This is a genomic window from Pseudomonas sp. 18175 (assembly GCF_050432925.1).
Lineage (GTDB): Bacteria > Pseudomonadota > Gammaproteobacteria > Pseudomonadales > Pseudomonadaceae > Aquipseudomonas.
The window spans coordinates 105,947-128,631 of sequence record NZ_JBKFTO010000010.1 but is presented as its reverse complement, the minus strand read 5'-3'; the positions used below and the strand labels follow the sequence as shown (position 1 = coordinate 128,631).

17 protein-coding genes are annotated in these 22,685 nt (G+C 61.0%); 4 read left to right on the top strand and 13 right to left on the bottom strand.

What is annotated here, in order from left to right:
• Nucleotides 1-120: 120 nt before the first annotated feature.
• The 9 genes from ACLD1Y_RS15700 to amaB all read right to left on the bottom strand — a co-directional run bounded on the left by ACLD1Y_RS15700 (nucleotide 121) and on the right by amaB (nucleotide 11,296).
• Nucleotides 121-1,026 (bottom strand): cation diffusion facilitator family transporter, encoded by a 906-nt coding sequence (locus tag ACLD1Y_RS15700; RefSeq protein WP_429478787.1) that lies wholly within the window; start codon nucleotides 1,024-1,026, stop codon nucleotides 121-123.
• A 192-nt stretch (nucleotides 1,027-1,218) separates the two neighbouring features.
• Entirely contained in the window at nucleotides 1,219-1,986 is a 768-nt protein-coding gene (locus tag ACLD1Y_RS15695) for an SDR family oxidoreductase (RefSeq protein WP_429478786.1), read from the bottom strand.
• Between the two features lie 802 nt (nucleotides 1,987-2,788).
• Nucleotides 2,789-3,505, bottom strand: coding sequence for an ABC transporter ATP-binding protein (locus tag ACLD1Y_RS15690; protein ID WP_135292394.1), 717 nt, complete (start codon nucleotides 3,503-3,505; stop codon nucleotides 2,789-2,791).
• Nucleotides 3,502-4,377, bottom strand: a complete 876-nt coding sequence (locus ACLD1Y_RS15685) for an ABC transporter ATP-binding protein (RefSeq protein ID WP_124525577.1) — start codon at nucleotides 4,375-4,377, stop codon at nucleotides 3,502-3,504. The genes ACLD1Y_RS15690 and ACLD1Y_RS15685 overlap by 4 nt, the downstream gene beginning before the upstream one ends.
• Nucleotides 4,374-5,651 carry a high-affinity branched-chain amino acid ABC transporter permease LivM gene (gene livM, locus ACLD1Y_RS15680; protein WP_429478784.1) on the bottom strand — a complete coding sequence of 426 codons (1,278 nt, stop codon included), beginning with the start codon at nucleotides 5,649-5,651 and terminating at the stop codon, nucleotides 4,374-4,376. The genes ACLD1Y_RS15685 and livM overlap by 4 nt, the downstream gene beginning before the upstream one ends.
• 2 nt (nucleotides 5,652-5,653) lie before the next feature.
• Nucleotides 5,654-6,568, bottom strand: a complete 915-nt coding sequence (locus tag ACLD1Y_RS15675; RefSeq protein WP_003188099.1) for an ABC transporter permease subunit — start codon at nucleotides 6,566-6,568, stop codon at nucleotides 5,654-5,656.
• Nucleotides 6,569-6,842: 274 nt separating this feature from the next.
• Nucleotides 6,843-7,976 (bottom strand): branched-chain amino acid ABC transporter substrate-binding protein, encoded by a 1,134-nt coding sequence (locus ACLD1Y_RS15670; protein WP_429478783.1) that lies wholly within the window; start codon nucleotides 7,974-7,976, stop codon nucleotides 6,843-6,845.
• A gap of 375 nt (nucleotides 7,977-8,351) precedes the next feature.
• Entirely contained in the window at nucleotides 8,352-9,635 is a 1,284-nt protein-coding gene (gene amaA, locus ACLD1Y_RS15665) for an L-pipecolate oxidase (protein ID WP_429478782.1), read from the bottom strand.
• A gap of 170 nt (nucleotides 9,636-9,805) precedes the next feature.
• The gene (gene amaB / locus ACLD1Y_RS15660) at nucleotides 9,806-11,296 is read right to left on the bottom strand and encodes an L-piperidine-6-carboxylate dehydrogenase (RefSeq protein ID WP_429478781.1); all 1,491 of its coding nucleotides are present in this window, start codon (nucleotides 11,294-11,296) and stop codon (nucleotides 9,806-9,808) included.
• A 155-nt stretch (nucleotides 11,297-11,451) separates the two neighbouring features.
• On the opposite strand from amaB, the gene ACLD1Y_RS15655 reads away from it, so the two are divergent.
• The 3 genes from ACLD1Y_RS15655 (at nucleotide 11,452) to nadE (ending at nucleotide 14,596) form a co-directional block, all read left to right on the top strand.
• Nucleotides 11,452-12,342 carry a LysR family transcriptional regulator gene (locus ACLD1Y_RS15655; RefSeq protein ID WP_429478780.1) on the top strand — a complete coding sequence of 297 codons (891 nt, stop codon included), beginning with the start codon at nucleotides 11,452-11,454 and terminating at the stop codon, nucleotides 12,340-12,342.
• 208 nt (nucleotides 12,343-12,550) lie between these two features.
• Nucleotides 12,551-13,765, top strand: coding sequence for a nicotinate phosphoribosyltransferase (pncB, locus tag ACLD1Y_RS15650; protein WP_429478779.1), 1,215 nt, complete (start codon nucleotides 12,551-12,553; stop codon nucleotides 13,763-13,765).
• 3 nt (nucleotides 13,766-13,768) lie between these two features.
• Nucleotides 13,769-14,596, top strand: coding sequence for an ammonia-dependent NAD(+) synthetase (gene nadE, locus ACLD1Y_RS15645; protein ID WP_159960021.1), 828 nt, complete (start codon nucleotides 13,769-13,771; stop codon nucleotides 14,594-14,596).
• 136 nt (nucleotides 14,597-14,732) lie between these two features.
• On the opposite strand, the gene azu is transcribed toward nadE, so the two are convergent.
• On the bottom strand, nucleotides 14,733-15,179 hold the full coding sequence (gene azu, locus ACLD1Y_RS15640; protein ID WP_429478778.1) for an azurin: 447 nt from the start codon (nucleotides 15,177-15,179) through the stop codon (nucleotides 14,733-14,735).
• Nucleotides 15,180-15,511: 332 nt separating this feature from the next.
• Here azu and ACLD1Y_RS15635 point away from each other — a divergent pair, with 332 nt between their 5' ends.
• Nucleotides 15,512-15,694, top strand: coding sequence for a hypothetical protein (locus tag ACLD1Y_RS15635; RefSeq protein ID WP_033897398.1), 183 nt, complete (start codon nucleotides 15,512-15,514; stop codon nucleotides 15,692-15,694).
• 46 nt (nucleotides 15,695-15,740) lie between these two features.
• Here ACLD1Y_RS15635 and ACLD1Y_RS15630 read toward each other — a convergent pair whose 3' ends face one another.
• The 3 genes from ACLD1Y_RS15630 to ACLD1Y_RS15620 all read right to left on the bottom strand — a co-directional run bounded on the left by ACLD1Y_RS15630 (nucleotide 15,741) and on the right by ACLD1Y_RS15620 (nucleotide 22,594).
• On the bottom strand, nucleotides 15,741-16,631 hold the full coding sequence (locus tag ACLD1Y_RS15630; protein WP_429478777.1) for a transglutaminase family protein: 891 nt from the start codon (nucleotides 16,629-16,631) through the stop codon (nucleotides 15,741-15,743).
• Nucleotides 16,631-19,117 carry a circularly permuted type 2 ATP-grasp protein gene (locus ACLD1Y_RS15625; protein ID WP_429478775.1) on the bottom strand — a complete coding sequence of 829 codons (2,487 nt, stop codon included), beginning with the start codon at nucleotides 19,115-19,117 and terminating at the stop codon, nucleotides 16,631-16,633. Before ACLD1Y_RS15625 ends, ACLD1Y_RS15630 begins: the two co-directional genes overlap by 1 nt.
• Nucleotides 19,118-19,303: 186 nt before the next feature.
• Nucleotides 19,304-22,594: a DUF2126 domain-containing protein gene (locus tag ACLD1Y_RS15620; RefSeq protein ID WP_429478774.1), complete on the bottom strand. Its 3,291-nt coding sequence runs from the start codon at nucleotides 22,592-22,594 to the stop codon at nucleotides 19,304-19,306.
• Between the last annotated feature and the right edge of the window lie 91 nt (nucleotides 22,595-22,685).

Here is a 22,685-nt window from a genome sequence, read left to right as displayed (position 1 = left end):
TAGGGCCCTATCGCAGGCAAGCCAGCTCCCACATTCGACCGTGTACTCGGTCAAAACTGTGGGAGCTGGCTTGTCGGGTCGCCGCATCGCTGCGATAGCCTCACCTCGGTCTAACAGACCTCACGCAATCCACTTGCGATCCCCCGTAAAACTGATGGTCAGCCACCGCGCCGCATCCGGTTTGCCCAGCCCTGTGGATATCTCTTCGCGCAGCCCGTCCAGGGTCGCGACGTTATCCACCGGGTAATCCGCCGGCAACACCACATGAATCTCGATAAACCGCGCCCGCCCGTGCTTTTGCACGTAGGACACGTAGTCGTCGAAACCGTGTTTGGCCTGGGCCGCGTCCATCACTTCGCGCACTTTGTCGTCCAACTGGTCCGGGGCAATCCCCAGCACTTCACGCAACGCCGGGCGCAGGATCTTGAACGCCGGCGCCAGCATGCTCAGGGCCAGCAGGATCAGAATCAGCGGGTCGACATACACCGCCCACTCGCCATAACCCTGGGACTTGAGCAACAAGGCCGCCAGGAAGCTGATCAGCAAGCCTACCGACAGCATGGCGTCCACCAGCCAGCTGATGTTGTCGAACTGGATCAGCGAAGACTTGAGCGTGCGGTTGCGATAGCGCACGTAGAAGAAGTAGGCGAACTCCACGACGGTAAACACCGCCGCATAAATGATCACCAGTCCCAACTCGATCTCGCGCCCGCCATTGATAATGCCGAACACCCCGTTGAGAAACGCATAGATGGCGATCAGCAGCAGGAAGCTGCCTTCGATCAGCAGCACCATGGGCTCCAGGTGCCAATAGCCGAACTGGAAGCGCTCGTTGCTTTTTTTGGCGATCAGCTTGGCCGTGATCAGCATCAACACCTTGATGGCGGTGGCGATCAGCGAGAAAAAGCCGTCGAACAGAATGGATTGGGCGCCAGAGATCACACCCGTGACAATCCCGGCGATCGCTACGGCGAACATCAGGATGGTCGATTGTTTGAGCAGGGCCTGCTCACCTCGGTTACTCACATTTCCTCCCGTCAAAACCTTAAAACCGCACGATGCGGAGGGGTTTTCAGGAGGGGAGTGTACCTTATGGCCTGTTTTGGCTGATTGTGGCGAGGGAGCTTGCTCCCGCTGGGCTGCGCAGCGGCCCCAAAATCTTAGGGCCGCTTCGCGCCCCAGCGGGAGCAAGCTCCCTCGCCACAGGAGCGATCAGTCTTAAGCTTTGGCGCCGCGCTCGATGGCAAACCCAGCCCAAGTCTGGCTCACCGGCATCAGTTCCAAGCGGTTGATGTTCACATGCGCTGGGGTGTTCATGACCCAGAAGATCGTGTCGGCAATGTCCTGCGGCTGGATCGGCTCGGCACCGGCATAGGTCGCGTCATACCGCGCCTGGTCGCCGCCAAAGCGCACCAGCGAGAACTCGCTCTCACACAGGCCTGGCTCGATGTTGGTCACACGTACACCCGTGCCTTGCAGGTCGCAACGCAGGTTCAGCGAGAACTGCTTCACGAACGCCTTGGAGCCGCCATACACGTGGCTGCCTGGGTACGGGTAGTTACCAGCGATGGAACCCAGGTTGATGATGCCCGCGCCACGGCCGTGGGCGATCAGACGCGGCAGCAGCAGGTTGGTGGTGGTCAGCAGGCCCTTGATGTTGGTGTCGACCATGGTTTCCCAATCGTCGAGGCTGCACTTGGGCGCTGGGTCAGTGCCCACCGCCAGGCCGGCGTTGTTGATCAGCCCGCGCAGCTTGGCGAACGACGGCGGCAAGCTAGCGATGGCATCTTCCATGCCTTTGCGGTCACGCACGTCTACCACCAGGCCATGTACTTCGGTTTGCTTGGAAAGCTCTTCGACCAGCGCATTCAAGCGGTCGGCACGACGGCCGGTGAGCACCAGTTTCCAGCCGGCTTCGGCAAAACGTCGGGCGCAGGCTTCGCCGAAACCTGAGGTTGCGCCAGTAATAAACAGCGTGTTGGACATGGTGTTCTCCTTGCGGGCATCGGGAAAAAAATCAGCCAGCAGAATGCCCGTACACCGCCGTTGCGGCAACCGCTATGCGCAGAACTTCACTCACAGCTGATCACTTTTTAACCATGTCGCGAAAAGCCTTATGAACCGTGGCTTACAGCTATGTGCACGCAGGTTATCCACAGCTGCGCCCACAGTCTTTGGGGGCAAGTACAAAAAGCCCCAAGCCGCTGTATGCGGGGCTTTCAGGCGGTTTTAGAAAGTTTTTTGCTTGACCTAGGCAGGGCCATATGTAGGCCCCTTGAATCTGGAAAAATCAGAACGATGGCTCCAGGCCAGTCGTTCCGGCCCCTGCGGCGGTCTTTCCAGAGTTTAATCACAGACTTATCCACAGGCCGAGGGGACATAAATCGGTCATATACCTGTGTCTTTAAACAGGTTGACAAACCCCTTGGCCGGTCGCGAAAAAACCCCTGATCAAAAAACGATCACAAGTCTGTAAGCCACGGTTTTAAAGGTGTTCAGCCAAGTACTACCACGTTACCCACAGCCGGTTCCACAGTAGGTGGGGACAAGTCAAAACTGTGACAAAACAGGGATTTGCGGCGGCTATATGTCGCGCTTTGGAGGGAGGCTGGATTTGTTTTCCACAATTTGGAATCGGCCTTGTGAACACCGAAAAACAAATGTGGGAGCGGCGGTGCGACGATTCGACTTGCTCGCGAATGCGGTGAGTCAGTTTCAGATGTACTGACTGACACACCGCTTTCGCGAGCAAGCCCGCTCCCACAGGGGGCTTGCGTCAAATTTGAGATCAGTGCCCGCCCAGGTAGGCGTTGCGCACTTCCTCGTTCACCAACAACTCTTTACCCGTGCCTGTAAGACGAATCTCGCCGTTGACCATCACATACGCCCGGTCCGACAAGCGCAGCGCATGGTTGGCGTTCTGTTCCACCAGGAAGATGGTCATCCCAGTGGCCGCCAGCTCGCGCAGGGTCGCGAAGATCTGCTTCACCACAATCGGCGCCAGGCCCAGGCTTGGCTCGTCCAGCAGCAACAGCTTGGGCCGACTCATCAGCGCACGTGCGATGGCGAGCATTTGCTGTTCGCCACCGGACATGGTCATGGCCCGCTGGGTGCGCCGCTCCTTGAGCCTGGGGAACAGCTCAAACATGCGCTGCATGTCTTCCTGGGCGTACTTGTCACCGATGGGGATGGTGCCCATCAGCAGGTTTTCCTCGACGGTCATATCAGGGAACACCCGCCGCCCTTCCGGCGACTGCGCAATGCCGTTGGAGGCGATGTAGTGGGACGACTTGTGGGTAATGTCCACGCCGTTGTACAGAATCTGCCCCGACTCGGCGCGTGGCTGGCCGAAGATCGACATCAGCAGCGTGGATTTGCCCGCGCCGTTGGAACCGATCAGGCTCACGGTTTCGCCTTCGTTAATGTGCAACGAGACTTTTTTCAGGGCCTGGATCGGGCCGTAGTACACGTCCAGGTCCTTCATTTCGAGGATAGGTGCGCTCATACCAGCTCCTCTTCGTCGGCGCCCAGGTAGGCGGCAATCACTTTCGGGTCGTTGCGGATCGCGTCCGGCCCGCCTTCGGCAATCACGTTGCCGTGGTCCAGCACCACGATGTGGTCGGAAATACTCATCACCATGCCCATGTCGTGTTCGATCAGCACCACCGTGAGGTCATGTTCGTCGCGCAGCAGGCGAATCATCGCGCTGAGGGCTTCGGTTTCCTGGGGGTTGAGGCCAGCGGCCGGTTCGTCCAGGCAAATGATCTGTGGCCGGGTGCACATGGCCCGGGCGATTTCCAGGCGGCGCTGTTGGCCGTAGGAAAGCTCACCGGCCAAGCGGTTGGCGCAGTCCACCAGGTCCACCACTTCGAGCCAGTAGAAGGCGTGGTCGAGGGCGTCGCTTTCGGCCTTGCGGTAACCCTTGGTGTTGAGGATGCCCGCCAGCATGTTGCGGTTGACCCACATGTGTTGGGCCACCAGCAGGTTCTCTACCACCGACATTTCCTTGAACAGGCGAATGTTCTGGAACGTACGGGCCAGACCTGCGCGGTTCACCAGGTGAGTACCGCCGAACATCTTGTAGTACACCCGGCTGAGGAAGCTTTTGGGCGACACAAAGTCAGTGGGCTGGAAACGCTCGCCCAGCAACTGGATCACATCGGTCTGCTTGCCGCGCACGTTGAGGTTGATCTTGCCGCCGCTGGCTTTGTAAAAGCCGGTGAGGCAGTTGAACACCGTGGTCTTGCCCGCGCCGTTGGGGCCGATCAGGGCGAAGATCGAGTTGCGTTCGACCTTGAGGCTTACATCGCTCAAGGCCTTGATGCCACCGAAGTGCATCATCAGGTGTTCCACGGAAAGAACGACTTCCTTGCTCATGGCGCCACTCCCTTACGTGGTGTCACACCGGTACGGCTGATGCGGATCAACCCGCGTGGGCGCCAGATCATCATCACCACCATCAACACACCGAACAGCAGCACGCGGTATTCGGAGAAGCTGCGCAGCAGCTCCGGCGCAACGGTCAGCACGAACGCCGCAATCACCACACCCACTGTGGAGCCCATACCGCCTAACACCACGATGGCCAGGATCAGCGCCGACTCGAAGAAGGTGAACGACGACGGGTTGACGAAGCCCTGGTAGCTGGCAAAGAACACCCCGGCAAGCCCTGCGGTGGAGGCACCAATGGTGAACGCCGAGAGCTTGACCAGTACGTGGTTCAGGCCCATGGAACGGCAGGCGATTTCATCTTCGCGCAAGGCTTCCCAGGCGCGGCCCACCGGCATGCGGGTCAAGCGGTGCTTGATGTACAGCACGGCCAGCACCACCAAAAACAGCACGATGTAGATGAACATGAACTTGATGTTGGGGTTGTAATCGAGGCCGAAGAACTCGTGGAACGGAACCCCGCCCTCCTTCGCCTTGCGCCCGAATTCCAGGCCGAGGAATGTCGGGGATGGCACCGGCATGCCGTTCGGGCCGCCGGTAAACGACAGCCAGTTATTGAGCACCAGGCGGATGATTTCACCAAAGCCCAGGGTCACGATGGCCAGGTAGTCACCGTGCATTCGCAACACCGGGAAGCCGAGTATGCACCCCGCTAAGGCTGCCGCGATGGCCGCCAGCGGCAGCACGCTCCAGAAGCCCAGGCCGAGGTATTGGTAACCCAGCGCCAGGCCGTAGGCGCCGATGGCGTAGAACGCCACGTAACCCAGGTCGAGCAAGCCCGCCAGGCCCACCACGATGTTCAGGCCCAGGCCAAGCAACACGTAGATCAGCCCCAGGATCACCACGGTCAGCAGGTACTTGTTGGCGAAGATCGGGAATACGATGGCGATCACGATCAGCGCCGGAATGATCCAGCGCAGTCGCGATTTGTAGTCCGGCGCCAGCACATGCACGCCAGAGCCACTGCTTTCAAAGCCCTGCAGAATCTTCAAGCCCTTAGGGGTTTGCAGGAACAGGCTCAGGGCAAACCGGCCAGCCATCACGATGGCGACCAGGGTGGCCACGCGGGCCGGTTCCAGGTTGAAGCTGTAGCCGTCGAGGACTACGCCGACGATAGGGCCGAACACGACCAGCGAAATAAGCCCGGCAAGGATCGTATCGACCACACTTTTCTTGATATCGATAGGTTTGGCAGCAGACATGTTTACACCTTAGCCACGAGTGGGCGACCCAGCAGGCCCTGGGGACGGAAGATCAGGATCACCACCAGCAGGGAGAAACTGAACACGTCTTTGTAGTCAGAGTTGATCAACCCCGAGAACAGCGACTCGGAGATACCGAGGATGATCCCGCCGAGCATCGCCCCAGGCAGGGAGCCGATGCCACCGAGTACCGCTGCGGTAAATGCCTTGATGCCGATGATGAAGCCGGCATAGAAGTCGAAGGTGCCGTAGTTGAGGGTGATGAGCACGCCGGCCAGTGCGGCCATGGCGGCACCGATGACGAATACGTAGGAGATCACGCGGTCGGTGTTGATCCCGAGGATCGACGCCATCTTGCGGTCTTGCTGGGTGGCGCGGCACATGCGGCCGAGCTTGGTGTATTTGATGATGTAGGTCAGCAAGGCCATGCCTGCGAAGGCGGCGACCAGGATAAACACCTTGGTGTACGTGAGCTGGACGAACCCGGTGCCGATATCGACACGCCAGGCCCCGGCCAGCAGCGTAGGAATACCTTGTTGCTTGGCGCCCTGGGCGATCTGCGCGTAGTTCTGCAGGATCAGGGAGATGCCGATCGCGCTGATCAGCGGGGCCAGGCGGGTGGAGTTGCGCAGCGGTTTGTAGGCGACACGTTCGATGACCCAACCGTAAACGCCGGTGACGACCACGGTGAAGATCAAGGTGCCGAGAATGAGCAGCGGGAAGGATTCGATGCCGAAGTAAGCCAGCAGTGCCAGACTGATCGCCGCGAGGTAAGCGGAAATCATATAAACCTCGCCGTGGGCGAAGTTGATCATGCCGATGATGCCATAGACCATTGTGTAGCCGATGGCGATCAAGCCGTAGACCGACCCGAGGGTCAGGCCGTTGACCAGTTGCTGCAGGAAAATACCATCCATAACGCAATCTCACGCGGTGAGCACCTGCACACCTGTGGGTGTGCGGCGCTTCTGGAGGAAAAGACAGATCTCGATCACAACACAGTCCCCTGCGGGAGATGCTTATGTGGCGAGGGAGCTTGCTCCCGCTGGGCTGCGAAGCAGCCCCAAACTGGGCGATCGAGATACATCAGATGTACTTCGGTGATCGGTTTGGGAGTGCTACGCACTCCAGCGGGAGCAAGCTCCCTCGCCACAACAAGCCACTTCCACATTGGGCATGTGGTGCTTGTGCTTACTTCTGTTTTTCCAGCTGATGGTATTTACCGTCTTTGTCCCACTGGTAAACCACGTAATCGGAGATTTTCAGGTCGCCCTTGCCATCCCATTCCTTTTTACCCATGACGGTCTGGACAGGGTTGGCTTTCAGCCACTTGGCCGCATCTTCGCCCTTGTTGGACTTGGCGCCATTGAAACCAGCCGCCAGGGCCTGGATCGAAGCGTAGGCGTACAGGGTGTAGCCTTCTGGCTCATACCCGGCCTTGCGGAACTCATCCACCACGGCTTTGCTGTCTGGCAGCAGCCGTGGGTCGGCACCGAAGGTCATGTAGACGCCATCGACGTACTGGTTGCCACCGGCGGTTTTCGCCAGTTCGTCGGTCACTACGCCGTCATCGGACATGAACGCAGCCTTGAGGCCGGCTTCACGAATCTGGCGAACCAACGGGCCCGCTTCCGGGTGCAGGCCGCCGAAGTACACGACGTCCGCGCCGATGGAGCGGATCTTGGTGACCAAAGCGCTGAAGTCTTTCTCGCCACGGGTCAGGCCCTCTTCCAGCACTGGCTTGACGCCGCGCTTGGTCAACTGGGCAGCGGTGGCGTCGGCCAGGCCTTTGCCGTAGGTGTCCTTGTCGTTGATAACCGCGACTTTCTTGCCCTTGAGCACATCGACAATGTAGTCACCGGCAACGATGCCTTGCTGGTCGTCACGCCCGCACATACGGAACATGGCGGCCAGGCCGCGCTCGGTGACTTGTGGGTTGGTGGAGCCTGGGGTGATCGCGATGACCCCCGCTTCGTCGTAGACCTCAGAGGCCGGGATGGTGTTGGAGGAGCAGAAGTGCCCGACCACGCCGATCACTTTGTCCTGGTCGGCCAGGCGGTTGGCCACGGCCACGGCCTGCTTGGGTTCACACGCGTCGTCGCCGGCCACCAGGACGATTTTCTCGCCGTTGATGCCGCCAGCCTTGTTGATCACATCAGCTGCCGCCTGGGCACCCTTCATGTACTGCTCACCGAAAGCTGCGTTGGCGCCCGTCATGGGCCCCGCTACGCCAATCTTCACATCAGCTTGGACAAACGTAGAAACACCCAGCGCCGCTGCAACGGCGAGGGCCAGAAAACCTTTCTTGTAAAACGTCTGGGACATGAGTGGTGCTCCGATATTTTTGATTTTAGGCACGACAACTTGCGTTCAAACTTTTCACTGAAAGCCCAGAGCAAGCCTCGTGCCAGTACGTTTTTATTCTTCAAAAAGACCCGGTGTCATTGTTATTACGGGCGTTTGGACGCCGTTCGTCAGGACGTGCAACCCTTCAACCTCAATAGGTGCAACCAACCACCTAAAAAAAGTACAACCCTGACAGGTCGCACCTGCAACCAGACGGAGAAACGACAGTTCCTACAGCTGTAACAAATGGCGTAACGGAACTGCACATTTACAGTGCATGATTGCTACGACTTGCACCAATACAGATTAATAGCCTGCTAAGAAAATGCAGGCTTCTGAGCGGTATTTCGCTGATCAGATCACGATCCTCAGGCATTGCCCCGCGTGATACAGCGAGAATCCCGCCTCATAAAGGCAGCTGCGCAGGCCCACGCCGGCTAACGGCTGCATCGGTGCGAACGGAATCGGCAACGCCTGGGGATTCTGGTGACACAGGTAGTCGGCAAATGCCTTGCCGACCACACTGCCAGTGGTCACGCCACGGCCGTTATAGCCCGTGACTGCCACCAAGCCAGGGGCAGGTTCGAACAGGCGCATCAGGTGATCCGGGGTGAAGGCGATGCGGCCGGTCCAGGTGTACTCCCACTGCACCGATTTGAGGTACGGGAAGTAGTGCTGCTGCACCCGATCGGCCCACGCCTTGAGGAACCACGCCGGTTTCTGGTTGCCATTGCCCAGGCTGCCCAGCAACAAACGGCCATCGGCATCGCGGCGGATGCTGCTCAGGACCTGGCGTGTGTCCCACGAACCTTGGCCACCCGGCAGGATTTGTTTGGCCGCCTCATCCGTCAGTGGGGCCGACGCGACCTGGTAGTAGTAGCCGGGGAAAAAATTGCGCCGCAGCTCGGTCCATTCACCTTCGGTGTAGGCATTGGACGCGATCACCACTTGTGCAGCCTGCACCGAGCCCTGGGCCGTTTGCACCGACCACTGCGTGCCTTGGCGCTCCAACTGGGTCACCGGAGAATGGTCGAACAACTGCCCGCCCAAACCTACGGCAGCGTTGGCCAACCCACTGGTGTAGGCCATCGGGTTCAAGGTGCCGGCGCGCCGATCCAGCAGGGCTGCTGCAATTTTTTTGGTGCCGGTGGCTTGCTCGCAGGCCTGGCCGGTGAGCAATTCTACCGGGGCGCCACGGCGCTTCCATTGTTCTTCACGGCTGCGCAGATCCGCCTCGCCACGGGCGTTGTGCGCCATGTGCAAGGTGCCCTCGCGGCGTAGCTGGCAGTCGATGTTGTATTTGTCGATCAGGCTGAACACCAGGGACGGCGCCGCCCCCAGCATGCGATTGAGCTGGCTGCCTACGGCCTCGCCGAAACCGGCTTCGATGTCATCCGGCGGGATCCACAGGCCTGCGTTGACCAAGCCCACGTTGCGCCCCGAACCACCGTGGCCGGTGCGATGGGCCTCCAGTACGGCGACGCTTTTACCTTGTTCCAACAAATGAATGGCCGCCGACAAACCGGTGATGCCGGCGCCGATCACGCACACATCCACTTTGACCTCGCCCTTGAGCGCGGCGCGATCGGGGCGGCTGGGGGTGAGGTACTCCCATAAACATGTTTCGCGTAATGCCATTGCCAGACTCCGGTGAGACCTAACAAACCACTTTTCAAATTGTGAATGGGATCAAATGTGGGAGCGGGCTTGCTCGCGAATGCGGTGGATCAGTTGAATATCTGTTGACTGACACACCGCATTCGCGAGCAAGCCCGCTCCCACATTTTTAGCCGCGTTTCGTCAGGGATTTAGTCGAAAGTGATGCCCTGCGCCAGCGGCAACTCCAGCGAGTAATTCACGGTATTGGTCTGGCGACGCATATACCCACGCCACGCATCCGAACCCGACTCACGCCCGCCACCGGTCTCTTTTTCACCGCCAAACGCGCCGCCGATTTCCGCGCCGCTTGGGCCGATATTGACGTTGGCGATACCGCAGTCACTGCCCACCGCCGACATGAACTGCTCCGCCTCGCGCACGTCAGTGGTGAAGATGCACGACGACAATCCTTGAGGCACTGCGTTGTTCAAGCGCAGCGCTTCAGCGAAGTCGGTGTAGCCGACCACATACAGAATCGGTGCGAAGGTTTCGGTGCAGACCACGTCGCTTTGCTCGGGCATTTCCACAATGGCGGGCGATACGTAGTAGGCATTCGGGAATTGGTCTTCCAGTTGGCGCTTGCCGCCGAATACCTTGCCGCCTTCGCTCAAGGCTTGCTCAAGGGCGTCCTGCATGTTGTCGAAGCCGTGCTTGTCGATCAGCGGGCCGATCAGGTTGCCTTCCAGCGGGTGGCCGATGCGCACTTTGGAGTAGGCTGCCTTGAGGCGGGTGACGATCTCTGCCTTTACCGATTCATGGGCAATCAGGCGGCGCAGGGTGGTGCAACGCTGGCCAGCGGTGCCGACGGCGCTGAACAGGATGGCGCGCACGGCCATGTCCATGTCGGCGCTTGGGCCAAGGATCATCGCGTTGTTGCCGCCCAACTCAAGGATGCTGCGGGCAAAACGCGCGGCGACTTTCGGCGCTACTTCGCGGCCCATGCGGGTACTGCCGGTGGCGCTGATCAAAGCCACACGCGGGTCATCGACCAAGGCGGCGCCGGCATCGCGCCCACCGATGATCACTTGGCTCAGGTACGGCGGTGCATCGGTGAAGTTTTTCACCACGCGCTCGAACAGCGCCTGGCAGGCCAGGGCGGTGAGCGGGGTTTTTTCCGAGGGTTTCCAGATCACCGCGTTGCCGCACACCAGCGCCAGGGTGGTGTTCCAGGCCCATACGGCCACCGGGAAGTTGAAGGCGCTGATCACGCCGACCACCCCCAGCGGGTGCCAGGTTTCACGCATGTGGTGGCCTGGACGCTCAGAGGCGATGGTCAAGCCGTAGAGCTGGCGGGACAGGCCGACGGCGAAGTCGCAGATGTCGATCATTTCCTGCACTTCGCCCAGGCCTTCCTGGGTGATCTTGCCAGCTTCCCAGGACACCAACTCGCCCAGGTCCGCCTTGTATTCGCGCAATACGTCGCCGAATTGGCGCACCAGTTCACCACGGCGCGGCGCTGGCACTTTGCGCCAGGCGTCGAATGCATGCTCGGCGCGACTGACCTGTTGCTCCACTTCGGCGGCACCTTCCCAGTGCACGCTGCCGATAACGCTGCCATCAATGGGCGAATGCACCGGGTTTTTACCCGACTGGTACAGCGCCGGGTTTACTCCGAGACGATCAAGCAATGCGGCAACCATGGGTCACTCCTTCAATCTGCAAACATCAAAATTGCGCCGCCGACAGACACGGCGATCCAGGCCTTATTTGTAGCTGGCCCAAGACTTGCCAACAAACGACCATTAGGCGAGATATCATTCCGTTTATTCATGCAAAGTATAAAAAGAGGCACGCCGTGCTGAACAAAAGACATTTGCCTTCGATCACCGCCCTGCAGTGTTTCGAAGCTGCCACTCGGCATTTGAGCTTCACCCGCGCCGCCGAGGAGCTGAACCTCACCCAAAGTGCCGTGAGCAAGCAGGTGGCACAGTTGGAAGAACTGCTGCAACACCTGCTGTTTCGCCGCGTGCGTCGCCGCTTGCAGATGACCCCGGCGGGCGACCTGTACCTGGTGGAGGTGCGCAAGATCCTCACCCAAGTGGAGATGTCCACCCACTACCTGCGCTCCTACGGCGGCGAGACCGAAGTGCTGCGGGTGTCCACGCCCTACACGTTCGGCGCGCGCTGGCTGGTGCCGCGCCTCAAGGGTTGGCGGCTGCGTCACCCGCACATCCACCTGGACCTGTGCAACGAGCAGGAGCCGGACGAACTGCTGCAAGGCAAGGCCGACATGGCCTTCTACTTTGGCCAGGGTTCACGCCCCGGCACCGAGAGCCTCAGGTTGTTCAGCGAAGAGCTCATCCCCGTGTGCGCACCGGAAAGCCTGCCCGCCCAGCCCTTTACTGACCCAACGCAACTGAGCGAACTGGTGCTGCTGCAAAATGCCTCGCGCCCGCAAGGCTGGCATGACTGGTTTGCCAGCCAGGGTTACCAGACCGAGCACAGCTACCATGGGCCGCGGTTCGATACGTTCTATATGTGCATTCGTGCGGCGCAGGTCGGCTGCGGCGTGGCGTTGTTGCCACGGTTTCTGGTGGAAGAAGAACTCGCCGAGGGCAAGTTGGTGATCCCGTGGCAGCACGCGATGCCGAGCCAGGATGCGTATTACCTGGCTTACCCGGAGCATTCGGCGGAGGTGCCCAAGGTGCGCGAATTTGTGAAGTGGATGATGGAGCAGGTTATTTAGTGCCTGGACTATCGCCTTCGCGAGCAAGCCCGCTCCCACACTTGGAATGCATTCCAAAATGTGGGAGCGGGCTTGCTCGCGAAGGCGTCAGTGGCCACAACGCAAAAAATCACTGGCAAACCACCCCTTGCCTATGCGCCACTAGCCCCCTTCCTTAATTGTGCGTAAAGGCCGGCGCCCATCGCCGACCCGTCTGGAGATTCCCGTTATGAGCGAGAGTGTGTTTGCCGATCGCATCGTGCAGAACCTGCTCGACACCGACTTCTACAAGCTGACCATGATGCAGGCGGTGCTGCACAACTACCCCAACGTGGAAGTTGAATGGGAGTTTCGTTGCCGTAACAGTGAAGACCTGCGCCCGTACCTGGCGGAAATCCGCTACCAGATCGAACGCCTCGCCGAGCTGAGCCTGAGCCCTGACCAATTGGGTTTCCTGGAGCGCATCAGCTTTATGAAGCCAGACTTCTTGCGCTTTCTCGGGCTGTTCCGCTTCAACCTGCGCTATGTGCAAACCGGCATCGAGAACGGCGAGCTGTTCATCCGCCTGCGCGGGCCGTGGCTACATGTGATCCTGTTTGAAGTGCCGATGCTGGCCATCGTCAGCGAAGTGCGTAACCGCTATCGCTACCAGACCGTGATCCTCGAACAGGCCCGCGAACAGCTTTACCGCAAGTTTGATTGGCTCACGGCCAATGCCAGCAGCGAAGAGCTGTCCGAACTGCAAGTGGCCGACTTCGGCACCCGCCGACGCTTTTCGTACCGGGTGCAGGAAGAAGTGGTCAGCGTGCTCAAGCACGATTTCCCCGGCCGCTTCGTCGGCACCAGCAACGTGCACCTGGCCCGCGAATTCGACATGAAACCCCTGGGCACCATGGCCCACGAATGGATCATGGCCCACCAGCAACTCGGCCCGCGCCTGATCGACAGCCAGATCGCCGCCCTCGACTGCTGGGTGCGTGAATACCGTGGCCTGCTGGGCATCGCCCTGACCGACTGCATCACCACCGATGCCTTCCTCGGCGACTTCGACCTGTACTTCGCCAAGCTGTTCGACGGCCTGCGTCACGACTCCGGTGACCCGGTGCAGTGGGCCGAAAAAGCCATCGCCCATTACCACCATCTGGGCATCGAGCCGATGAGCAAGACCCTGGTGTTCTCCGACAGCCTGTCGCTGCCCAAGGCCCTGGAAATCTTCCGGGCGCTGCGTGGGCGCATCAATGTGAGCTTCGGCATCGGCACCAACCTGACCTGCGACATTCCTGGTGTGGAACCGATGAGCATCGTGCTTAAAATGACCGCCTGCAATGGCCAGCCCGTCGCCAAGATCTCCGATGAAGCGGGCAAGACCCACTGCACCGACCCGAATTTTGTCGCCTATTTGCGACACGTTTTCAAAGTACCTGCCCTTTCCAGCAAGGAGTGAATCATGCAAGCCGTACAGCGTGAGATAGCGCAGCAGCTCAAGGTTCAAGCACCGTTCCAGGACCAGGCCGCCCTCGAAGCCGAGGTCGCCCGGCGTATCACCTTCATCCAGGATTGCCTGCGCAATTCCGGGCTCAAGACCCTGGTGCTGGGCATCAGTGGCGGCGTCGACTCCCTCACCGCCGGCCTCTTGGCCCAGCGCGCCATGCAGGAACTACGCGCCAGCACCGGTGACGAGGCCTACCGTTTTATCGCGGTACGCCTGCCGTACGAAACCCAGTTCGATGAAATCGATGCCACGGCCTCCGTGGATTTTATCGAGCCAGACGAGCGCCACACCGTGAACATCGGCCCAGCGGTGAAAGCCCTGGCGGGTGAAGTGGCGGCGTTTGAAGGCAAAGCCGCGGTGTCCCGCGACTTCGTACTGGGCAACACCAAGGCGCGGATGCGCATGGTGGCGCAGTACACCATCGCCGGCGCGGCGGGCGGTTTGGTGATTGGTACTGACCATGCGGCGGAAGCGGTGATGGGTTTTTTCACCAAGTTCGGTGATGGCGCGTGCGACTTGGCACCGCTGAGCGGGCTGGTGAAGAACCAGGTGCGCTCGATTGCGCGGCACTTTGGTGCGCCGGAATCGTTGGTGGAGAAGGTGCCGACGGCGGATTTGGAAGATTTGTCGCCGGGCAAGCCGGACGAGGCGTCACATGGCGTGACCTATGCGGAGATCGATGCGTTTTTGCATGGGGAGCCGGTGCGGGAGGAAGCGTTCCGGATTATCTGTGAGACCTACCGCAAGACGGAGCATAAGCGGGTGATGCCGTTTGCGCCGTGAGGTAGCCAGTTAGTTTTGTAGTGACTGTCAGGCCGTCTTCGCGAGCAAGCCCGCTCCCACATTTTGACCGCATTCTCATGTTGGAACTGGGTCGAATGTGGGAGCGGGCTTGCTCGCGAAGAACGATACCGCGGTCTTACTTCAGAACCACCGCGCCTTTCATCATCGAGTTATGACCAGGGAACGAGCAGAAGAACTCGTATTCAGTCCCGGCAGCCAGCTTGGACACATCAAACGTCACCGAGTCTTTCTCGCCAGCACCAATGATCTTGGTGTGGGCGATGATGCGGGTGTCGCCTTCTTTCAGGTAGTTCTTGTCGATGCCTGCGGCCATGCCGTCGGTGGCGACGCCTTGCATGTCAGCCTTGGTGGTCAGTACCCAGTTGTGGCCCATGACGTTTTTCGGCAGGTTACCCGAGTGTTCCAGGTTCACGGTAAACGTCTTGCAGCTCTTGTCGATGGTGATTTCCTTGGTGTTGAAGGACATCTGGTCGGTGGAGTCAACGGTGACCGCGCACTCTGCGGCGAGCAACTGGCCGCTCGCCAGTGTCAGCAGGGAAACAGCAACGATTTTTGCAAACATGTGAATCTCCAAGGCAGGGTTTAGAAAACGCGTATTGCGACAAGGGTGCCTGATTCAGGCACAAATTCTTATGATCTGAGTCAACGGATTGTATACAACTTTAGGCTATCAGACTTATCAACACAATCTAACAGCCAAAGTAGTACGACCTTCCTATGATCGGCCCAGTACCTACTGGAGTCCGAGCCATGCACTTAAACCAACTGTTCAACGGCCTTTTGGCCGCGTACGCCTGCGGTAAGTGAAGGCCAAGCGCGCTGCTAAGCTGCTACCATGGCAGCCCAAGGCAGCTGCGCGCCGCCAACCTCACCTTCGACCCTAGAGGATCGCCCATGGCCAAACCTAATTACTCCTTCGCCAAACGTCAGAGAGACCTGGCCAAGGAGCAGAAGAAAGAGGAAAAACTGCAACGCAAGAAAGCCGCTGCAGACGAAGAAGCCAATGGGCTGAACGCAGACGTCGATGGTGAAGAAACGAGCGACGAGACCGAAACACCAAAAGATCCGGCTGAATAATTTCCTTTGTGGTGAACCGGTGCGCCCGGTTCACCACAATCTGCCGCTATTGCAGCGGCATCACCGTCACCCGCACTTCCGGGTCATGGCTCCCTCCCCCCAGAATCACCCCCCGCAACGGCGACACATCGGAGAAATCCCGGCCCCAGGCCAGGGTGATGTGCTCCAGTGCCGGCTGCACATTGTTGGTCGGATCAAAATCTACCCAACCCGATACAGGGCAATACACCGACACCCACGCATGGGACGCGTCGGCGCCGATCAGCCGTGGCTGGCCGGGCGGTGGCTGGGTGAGCAGGTAGCCGCTGATGTAGCGCGCCGCCAGGCCCCGCGAGCGCAGGCAGGCGAGCATCAGGTGGGCAAAGTCCTGGCACACGCCGCGACGGCGCTCCAGCACCTCCACCAGTGGCGTGGCGACTTGCGTGGCTTCGGCATCAAAGGTGAATTCGGCGAAGATCTTTTGCATCAATGCCTGCACGCCCAGCAACAACGGGCGAGACGGCGGGAAGCAACTCTCGGAGAACTCGACGAAGGTTTTCTTCAAATGCACATAGGGCGATTCAAAGCGATAGCGGATGGCCTCGATCCGCTCATCGGACAGCGGCTGGCTGCCATACGTCAGGCTGTCACGGGTTTTATCCCACGCGGGTGATTGCTGAAAATCCAACGCCGGCCGCGCCAGCACTTCCACGGTCAGCCCGGCATTCACCAGCAGCTCATCATGGGGACGTTCGAACGCCAATCGCGTGATGGGGTTGCCGAACACATCCAGCTCATCGCGCCGCGACGACGGCTGTGGGCTGATATCCAGTTGCTGCGCCGTGCACCGCTGCCAGGCGCACGGCCGTGGCCACAGGTGCGCCAACTGCTGGGCCAGGGACACCGGGCTGTCGTAGTGGTAATGGGTATCGTGGAAAATCTGGTAGCGCGCACTCATCACAGCGACACCGTTTGCTGGCTGACATCATCCACATGGGCAAAGTGGCGCAACGCCAAGCGGTCCGACACTTGCCCACTCTCATCGGCCACTGCTTGCAGCAGGTCGGCCAGGCCGTCCAGCGCGGCACGCACGCTGGGCTCGCCAAACAACGGGTTCTCCAGGCAACCCAGGTCGAAGCGCGCCAGGCGCTCCACCAATGGGCCGAGGCCAGTTTCCCGAGGCACACCAAAATCATCGTTCAGACGGCGCAAGGTGCGGCTTACCAGTTTCAACTGGAACAACACCGCATGGGGGTTTTGCTCGTCCAGCAGCAACAGGTCGAGCACCGGGATCAACTGCGGCACCGCCAGGTAGCGCGAGCGATAGGTGATGCTGCTGTTGCCCAGTTCCAGCAACCACTCCAGCCCCGCCTGATCAAATACCGCCACGCCGCGCAGGAACGCGGCCAGGCTGCTGCTCAAGAATTGCAGGCGCTCGATGCGCCGGCCCATCATCAAAAAGCGCCAGCCTTCGTCGCGGGTCATGTCGTCCAGGGCAAAGCCGGACAATGCCGCCAGGGACATCACCAGGCGGTTGAGGAAGTCCAGTAACTCGCCAAAATCCGGAGTCTCGCTTTCCAGCTCCATGGCTTCGCGTTGCAGCTCCACCAGGGCCTGCCAGTTCTCCCGGGACAACTTGCCGCGCACCTGGGACGCCGCCCACTGCAAGCGCTGCAAGTTGGCCCGCAGGCTCGACGGCCAGTCATCGCCCAGCAGCGCTGCCAGCAGGCGCTCGGGCAACTCGCCCTCCTCCGGCAGCAGGCGCAGGGTTTCCCCCAGTTCGACGGCGGCCTGCAAGGCTTGTGGGTCATCGCCATCGACATAGCGGGCTAACACGATACGCAGCCAGCGCGCGCTGTCGTCGCAACGCTCGCAGTAACGGCCAAACCAGAACAGGTTTTCCACCACGCGGGACGGCAGATACGGGTCGCGGCGCACCAGATCATGCACACCAATCGTACGTTGCGCACGCCACTGCTCATTGCCCGGCGCGCCTTCACCCAGCACCCAGGTGTCTTTGCTGGCGCCGCCGCGCTGCATCGACACCACTTCAGCATCGGCTTCGGCGGCCACGCGGGTCAGGCCACCGGGCAGCACGCGATAGCCGTCCTCACTGGCCACGGCGTATACCCGCATGCCGATAGCACGGTGTTGCAGATGATCTTCCACGGTGTGCCACACCGGCGCCTGGGACAGTTGCGCCAGCTCTTGGGCGACGTAGGCGTAAGGCCGCGCACGCATGCGCTCGGCCAGGGCCTGGCGCTGCTTTGCGTCCAGGTCGCGGCCGAATACCGGGGTGAAGCTCTGGGACGGAAACGCGGGCTTGATCAGCAACTCCGGGAGTTTTTCCAGCGCTTCGGCCAGCACCGGCGCTTCACCGCACCACCAGGTGGCGATAGACGGCAGGATCAGTGCTTCGCCGAACAGGAATTCGTTGATCTTCGGCAGAAAGCCCAGCAGGCCAGGGGATTCCAGCACACCGCTGCCCAAGGCATTGGCCACCAGCACGTTGCCTTGGCGCACGGCATCCAGCAGGCCCGGCACGCCGAGGGCTGAGTCGGTGCGCAGCTCCAAGGGGTCGCAGAAGTCGTCGTCGAGGCGGCGCATGATCGCGTGCACCCGCCGCAGGCCGCTGAGGGTCTTGAGGAACACGCAGCTGTCGCGCACCGTGAGGTCGCCGCCTTCCACCAGCGGGTAGCCGAGCTGACGGGCGAGGTAGAGGTGTTCGAAGTAGCTCTCGTTGAAACGCCCTGGCGTAAGCAGCACGATCAGCGGCGGCTGTTCGGCGCTGGGCGCCTGGCGGGCCAGGGTTTCCTGCAAGGTGCGGAAGAAACCGGTGAGGTGTTGCACCTGCAAGTCGCGGTACAGGTCCGGGAAGGCACGGGACACGATGGTGCGGTTTTCCAACGCGTAACCGGCGCCCGACGGGGCCTGGGTGCGGTCGGCGGTGACCCACCAACGGCCATCCGGCGTGCGCGCCAGGTCGACGGCGTACAGGTGCAGGAAGGCACCGTCCGGCGGCTGGATGCCTTGGCACGGCCACAGGAAATTGTTGTGCCCAAACACCAGCTCGGCCGGCAGCAGGCCTTCCTTGATCAGCCGTTGCGGGCCGTACAGGTCGGCCAGCACCGCATTGAGCAGGCGCGCGCGCTGAGCGATTCCGGCGGACAGGTGCTGCCACTCTTCGGCCGCCAGCACATGGGGCAACAGGTCCAGTTCCCAGGGGCGGTCGGCGCCCTTGGGGTCGGCGTAGACGTTGTAGGTCACGCCGTTTTCCTGGATCTGCCGGGTCAACAGCGCCTGACGCTGGGCCAGTTGCGCCGGGGTGCTGCGTTGCAGGTGGTCGAGCAGGCGCTGCCAATGGGCGCGCACGGCGCCGCTGTGGTCCAGCAGTTCATGGTAAGTGCCCGGGGTCAGCGGGTAACGGTCGAGCAAGTCGGACATGGAACGCTCGGCAGAGGCAAAGGGGGTATCAAAGTCACTACAGTCTAATGTGGGCAGGGTTTCTGTGGCGAGGGAGCTTGCTCCCGCTGGGCTGCGTAGCGGCCCCAAAGATCTTGGGAGCGCTTCGCACTCCAGCGGGAGCAAGCTCCCTCGCCACAAAAGCCTCCTCCCACATTTAAACCGCGTTTAGTCATTTTTATGCGGGAAACGCCGCAGATCCAAGGTCATCGGCAGTTCGTCATTAACAACCACCGTTGGCACTGGAATCTTGCCAGGCGTATGCCCCAACCGGAAAAACCGCGCCATCCGCCGACTTTCCGCCTCATTGGCATTCACCGGCAAGCTGTCGTAATTACGCCCGCCCGGGTGCGCAACATGGTACTGGCAGCCGCCCAGCGAACGCTGCATCCAGGTATCGAGCAGGTCAAACACCAACGGCGCATGCACCGGGATGGTCGGTTGCAGGCAGTTGGCCGGTTGCCAGGCGCGATAACGCACACCGGCGACAAATTCGCCCACGCGGCCGGTGGCTTGCAGCGGCACCGGGACGCCGTTGCAGGTCAGCAGGTAGCGCTGCGGCGGCAACCCGGTCAACTTGACTTGCAGGCGCTCCAGGGACGAATCCACATAACGCACCGTGCCGCCTACCGCGCCCTCCTCGCCCAGTACATGCCAAGGCTCCAGGGCCTGGCGCAGTTCCAGTTCGATGCCGCTGACGGCGTAGTCGCCGACCTTGGGGAAACGGAACTCCAAGTGCGCGGCAAACCATTCGGCGCGCAGCGGGTAGCCGGCGGCGTTGAGTTCGACGATCACATCGGCAAAATCCTGCTCGATAAAGTGCGGCAACAGGAAGCGGTCATGCAGCTCAGTACCCCAGCGCGCCAGTTTCGGCGGTGCGTAGGGTTCGCGCCAGAATCGGGCGACCAGGGCACGCAGCAACAACTGTTGGGTAAGGCTCATGCGCGCGTGGGGCGGCATCTCGAAGGCGCGCAGTTCCAGCAGGCCCAGACGGCCCGTGGCGCCGTCCGGCGAGTAGAGTTTGTCGATGCAGAATTCGGCGCGATGGGTGTTGCCCGTCACGTCGATCAGCAGGTTGCGCAGCAGGCGGTCCACCAACCAGGGCGGGCATTCCTCGCCGGGCTCGGGCATTTGGGCGAAGGCGATTTCCAGTTCGTACAGCGCATCGTTGCGCGCTTCGTCCACCCGCGGTGCCTGGGAAGTCGGGCCGATAAACAGGCCGGAAAACAGGTAGGACAAGGACGGGTGGTTGTGCCAGTAGCTGATCAAACTGCGCAGCAGATCGGGACGACGCAGGAACGGTGAATCCTTGGGCGTGGCGCCACCGAGCACAAAATGGTTACCGCCGCCGGTACCGGTGTGGCGCCCGTCGATCATGAATTTTTCGGTGGTGAGACGGGTTTGCCGGGCCTCTTCGTAGAGGAATTCGGTGCGCTCCACCAGTTCATCCCAAGTGGCGGACGGTTGCACGTTCACCTCAATCACGCCTGGGTCTGGCGTGACGCGGAAGTTGCAGAGGCGTGTGTCCGCAGGCGGCTCGTAGCCTTCCAGCAATACCGGGCAGTGCAGCTCTTCGGCAGTGGCTTCGATGGCGGCCACCAACTCCAGGTAGTCCTCGACACGCTCCAGCGGCGGCATGAACAGGTACAGCCGCCCTTCGCGGGCTTCGGCGCACAGGGCGGTGCGGGTGAGCCAGTCGGCGGACTGATCCACCTCTGGCACACGCTCATCGGTCGGCGCGGCTTCATCGTGGTTGTTCAGTTGCGCAGTGCTTGGCAGTCCCGGCTGATCTTGGTTGGGGTCGGTGGGGTGCACAAACGGATACTCCGCCGCCGTCACCCACGGCTGCGACGCCAGCGGCAGGCGATAGCCCAGAGGCGAGTCGCCCGGCACCAGGCGGCAGTGATTGCCACGCAGGTACCAGCGCCCGCTCTGCCAGAGGTCATTGGCGGCGGTGCGCGCCAGCGGCAGCACTTGGCCGATGACTTTATCCAGGCCCTGGCTGAATACTTTGCGCAGGCGCTCGCGCTCCAGGTCATCGCTCAGGCGCGGGTCCTGGGCGGTGACGTTTTGTGGCAGCGCACCTTCGCGCCACAGGTAGTAGAAGTTGTCTTCAAAGGCCGGGAACACAAAGCGCGCTGGCAATTTGAGGCGCTCGGCGACACTGGCCAGGAAGCGCCCGGCCATGGCGCCGTCGGCGCCGTAATCTTCCTGCTCATCAGCGATCAGCGCGCTGTTGTGCCAGATCGGCACGCCATCGCGGCGCCAGTAGCAGTTGAGCGACCAACGCGGCAATTGCTCGCCGGGGTACCACTTGCCCTGGCCGAAGTGCACCAGGCCCTTGGGCGCGTAGTGCTTGCGCATGCGCTGGAACAGCTCGGCAGACAGTCGGCGCTTGTCCGGGCCGAGGGCGGCGGTGTTCCATTCGGCGCCATCGGGGTCGTCGATGGAGACGAAGGTGGGCTCGCCACCCATGGTCAGCCGCACATCATCTTTAAGCAGGTCGCTGTCGATCTGCCGCCCCAGGGCCTGGATCGCCAGCCATTGGTCTTCGGTGTAGGGCTTGGTGACGCGTGGCGCCTCCCAAATCCGCTCGACCGACATTTCGTGGGTAAATTCGCACTCGCAAGGCTCCACCAGCCCACTGATCGGCGCGGCAGACGAGGGATCCGGGCTACAGGCCAACGGGATATGGCCTTCACCGGCGAACAGACCGGACGTGGCGTCCAGGCCAATCCAACCGGCACCGGGTAGATACACTTCACACCAGGCGTGCAGGTCGGTGAAATCCACTTCGGTGCCGGACGGGCCGTCGAGGGCTTTGACGTCCGCCGTGAGTTGGATCAAGTAACCGGACACAAACCGCGCCGCCAAGCCCAGGTTGCGCAGCAATTGCACCAGCAGCCAGGCCGAATCGCGGCACGAGCCGGAGGCGTTTTCCAGGGTGAATTCCGGAGTCTGCACGCCCGGTTCCATACGGATCAGGTAGCCGATATCGGCGGCCAGGCGCTGGTTGAGGCCCACCAGAAAGTCCACCGCCGGCAAGGGCGTACGGTCGATACCGGCCAGGTACGCGGCGAATTTGGGCGTGAGCGGCAAGGTTTCCAGGTACGGCGCCAGCTCTCGCTGCTCATCGGCGGCGTAGTTGAAGGGGATTTTTTCGGCGTAGGGTTCGAGGAAAAAGTCGAACGGATTGAACACCGCCATCTCGGCGACCAGGTCGACTTCGATGCGCAGCTCATCGGTCTTTTCCGGGAACACCAACCGCGCCAGGTAGTTGCCCTGAGGGTCTTGCTGCCAATTGATGAAATGCTGCTCAGGCAGCACTTTGAGCGAGTAGGACAGAATCCGCGTACGGCTATGGGCCGCCGGGCGCAACCGCACGATCTGTGGGCCGAGTTCAACAGCGCGGTCGTAGCGGTAATGCGTAACGTGGTGCAACGCGACATGAATCGACACGGCGGCCTCCTGCGAGCCAGGGCATGGGCTTGACGTGCGCAAGACTTATGCCACAGCGGCAGTCATTGCGCTTTCTCGTAAGACCCGGTGC

What these genes read in the sequence shown, in the direction of transcription:
- ACLD1Y_RS15695 (WP_429478786.1), bottom strand. Translation starts at nt 1,986, where the DNA reads ATGTCCAACACGCTGTTTATTACTGGCGCAACCTCAGGTTTCGGCGAA.
- ACLD1Y_RS15690 (WP_135292394.1), bottom strand. Translation starts at nt 3,505, where the DNA reads ATGAGCGCACCTATCCTCGAAATGAAGGACCTGGACGTGTACTACGGC.
- ACLD1Y_RS15685 (WP_124525577.1), bottom strand. Translation starts at nt 4,377, where the DNA reads ATGAGCAAGGAAGTCGTTCTTTCCGTGGAACACCTGATGATGCACTTC.
- livM (WP_429478784.1), bottom strand. Translation starts at nt 5,651, where the DNA reads ATGTCTGCTGCCAAACCTATCGATATCAAGAAAAGTGTGGTCGATACG.
- ACLD1Y_RS15675 (WP_003188099.1), bottom strand. Translation starts at nt 6,568, where the DNA reads ATGGATGGTATTTTCCTGCAGCAACTGGTCAACGGCCTGACCCTCGGG.
- ACLD1Y_RS15670 (WP_429478783.1), bottom strand. Translation starts at nt 7,976, where the DNA reads ATGTCCCAGACGTTTTACAAGAAAGGTTTTCTGGCCCTCGCCGTTGCA.
- amaA (WP_429478782.1), bottom strand. Translation starts at nt 9,635, where the DNA reads ATGGCATTACGCGAAACATGTTTATGGGAGTACCTCACCCCCAGCCGC.
- amaB (WP_429478781.1), bottom strand. Translation starts at nt 11,296, where the DNA reads ATGGTTGCCGCATTGCTTGATCGTCTCGGAGTAAACCCGGCGCTGTAC.
- pncB (WP_429478779.1), top strand. Translation starts at nt 12,551, where the DNA reads ATGAGCGAGAGTGTGTTTGCCGATCGCATCGTGCAGAACCTGCTCGAC.
- nadE (WP_159960021.1), top strand. Translation starts at nt 13,769, where the DNA reads ATGCAAGCCGTACAGCGTGAGATAGCGCAGCAGCTCAAGGTTCAAGCA.
- azu (WP_429478778.1), bottom strand. Translation starts at nt 15,179, where the DNA reads ATGTTTGCAAAAATCGTTGCTGTTTCCCTGCTGACACTGGCGAGCGGC.
- ACLD1Y_RS15635 (WP_033897398.1), top strand. Translation starts at nt 15,512, where the DNA reads ATGGCCAAACCTAATTACTCCTTCGCCAAACGTCAGAGAGACCTGGCC.
- ACLD1Y_RS15630 (WP_429478777.1), bottom strand. Translation starts at nt 16,631, where the DNA reads ATGAGTGCGCGCTACCAGATTTTCCACGATACCCATTACCACTACGAC.
- ACLD1Y_RS15625 (WP_429478775.1), bottom strand. Translation starts at nt 19,117, where the DNA reads ATGTCCGACTTGCTCGACCGTTACCCGCTGACCCCGGGCACTTACCAT.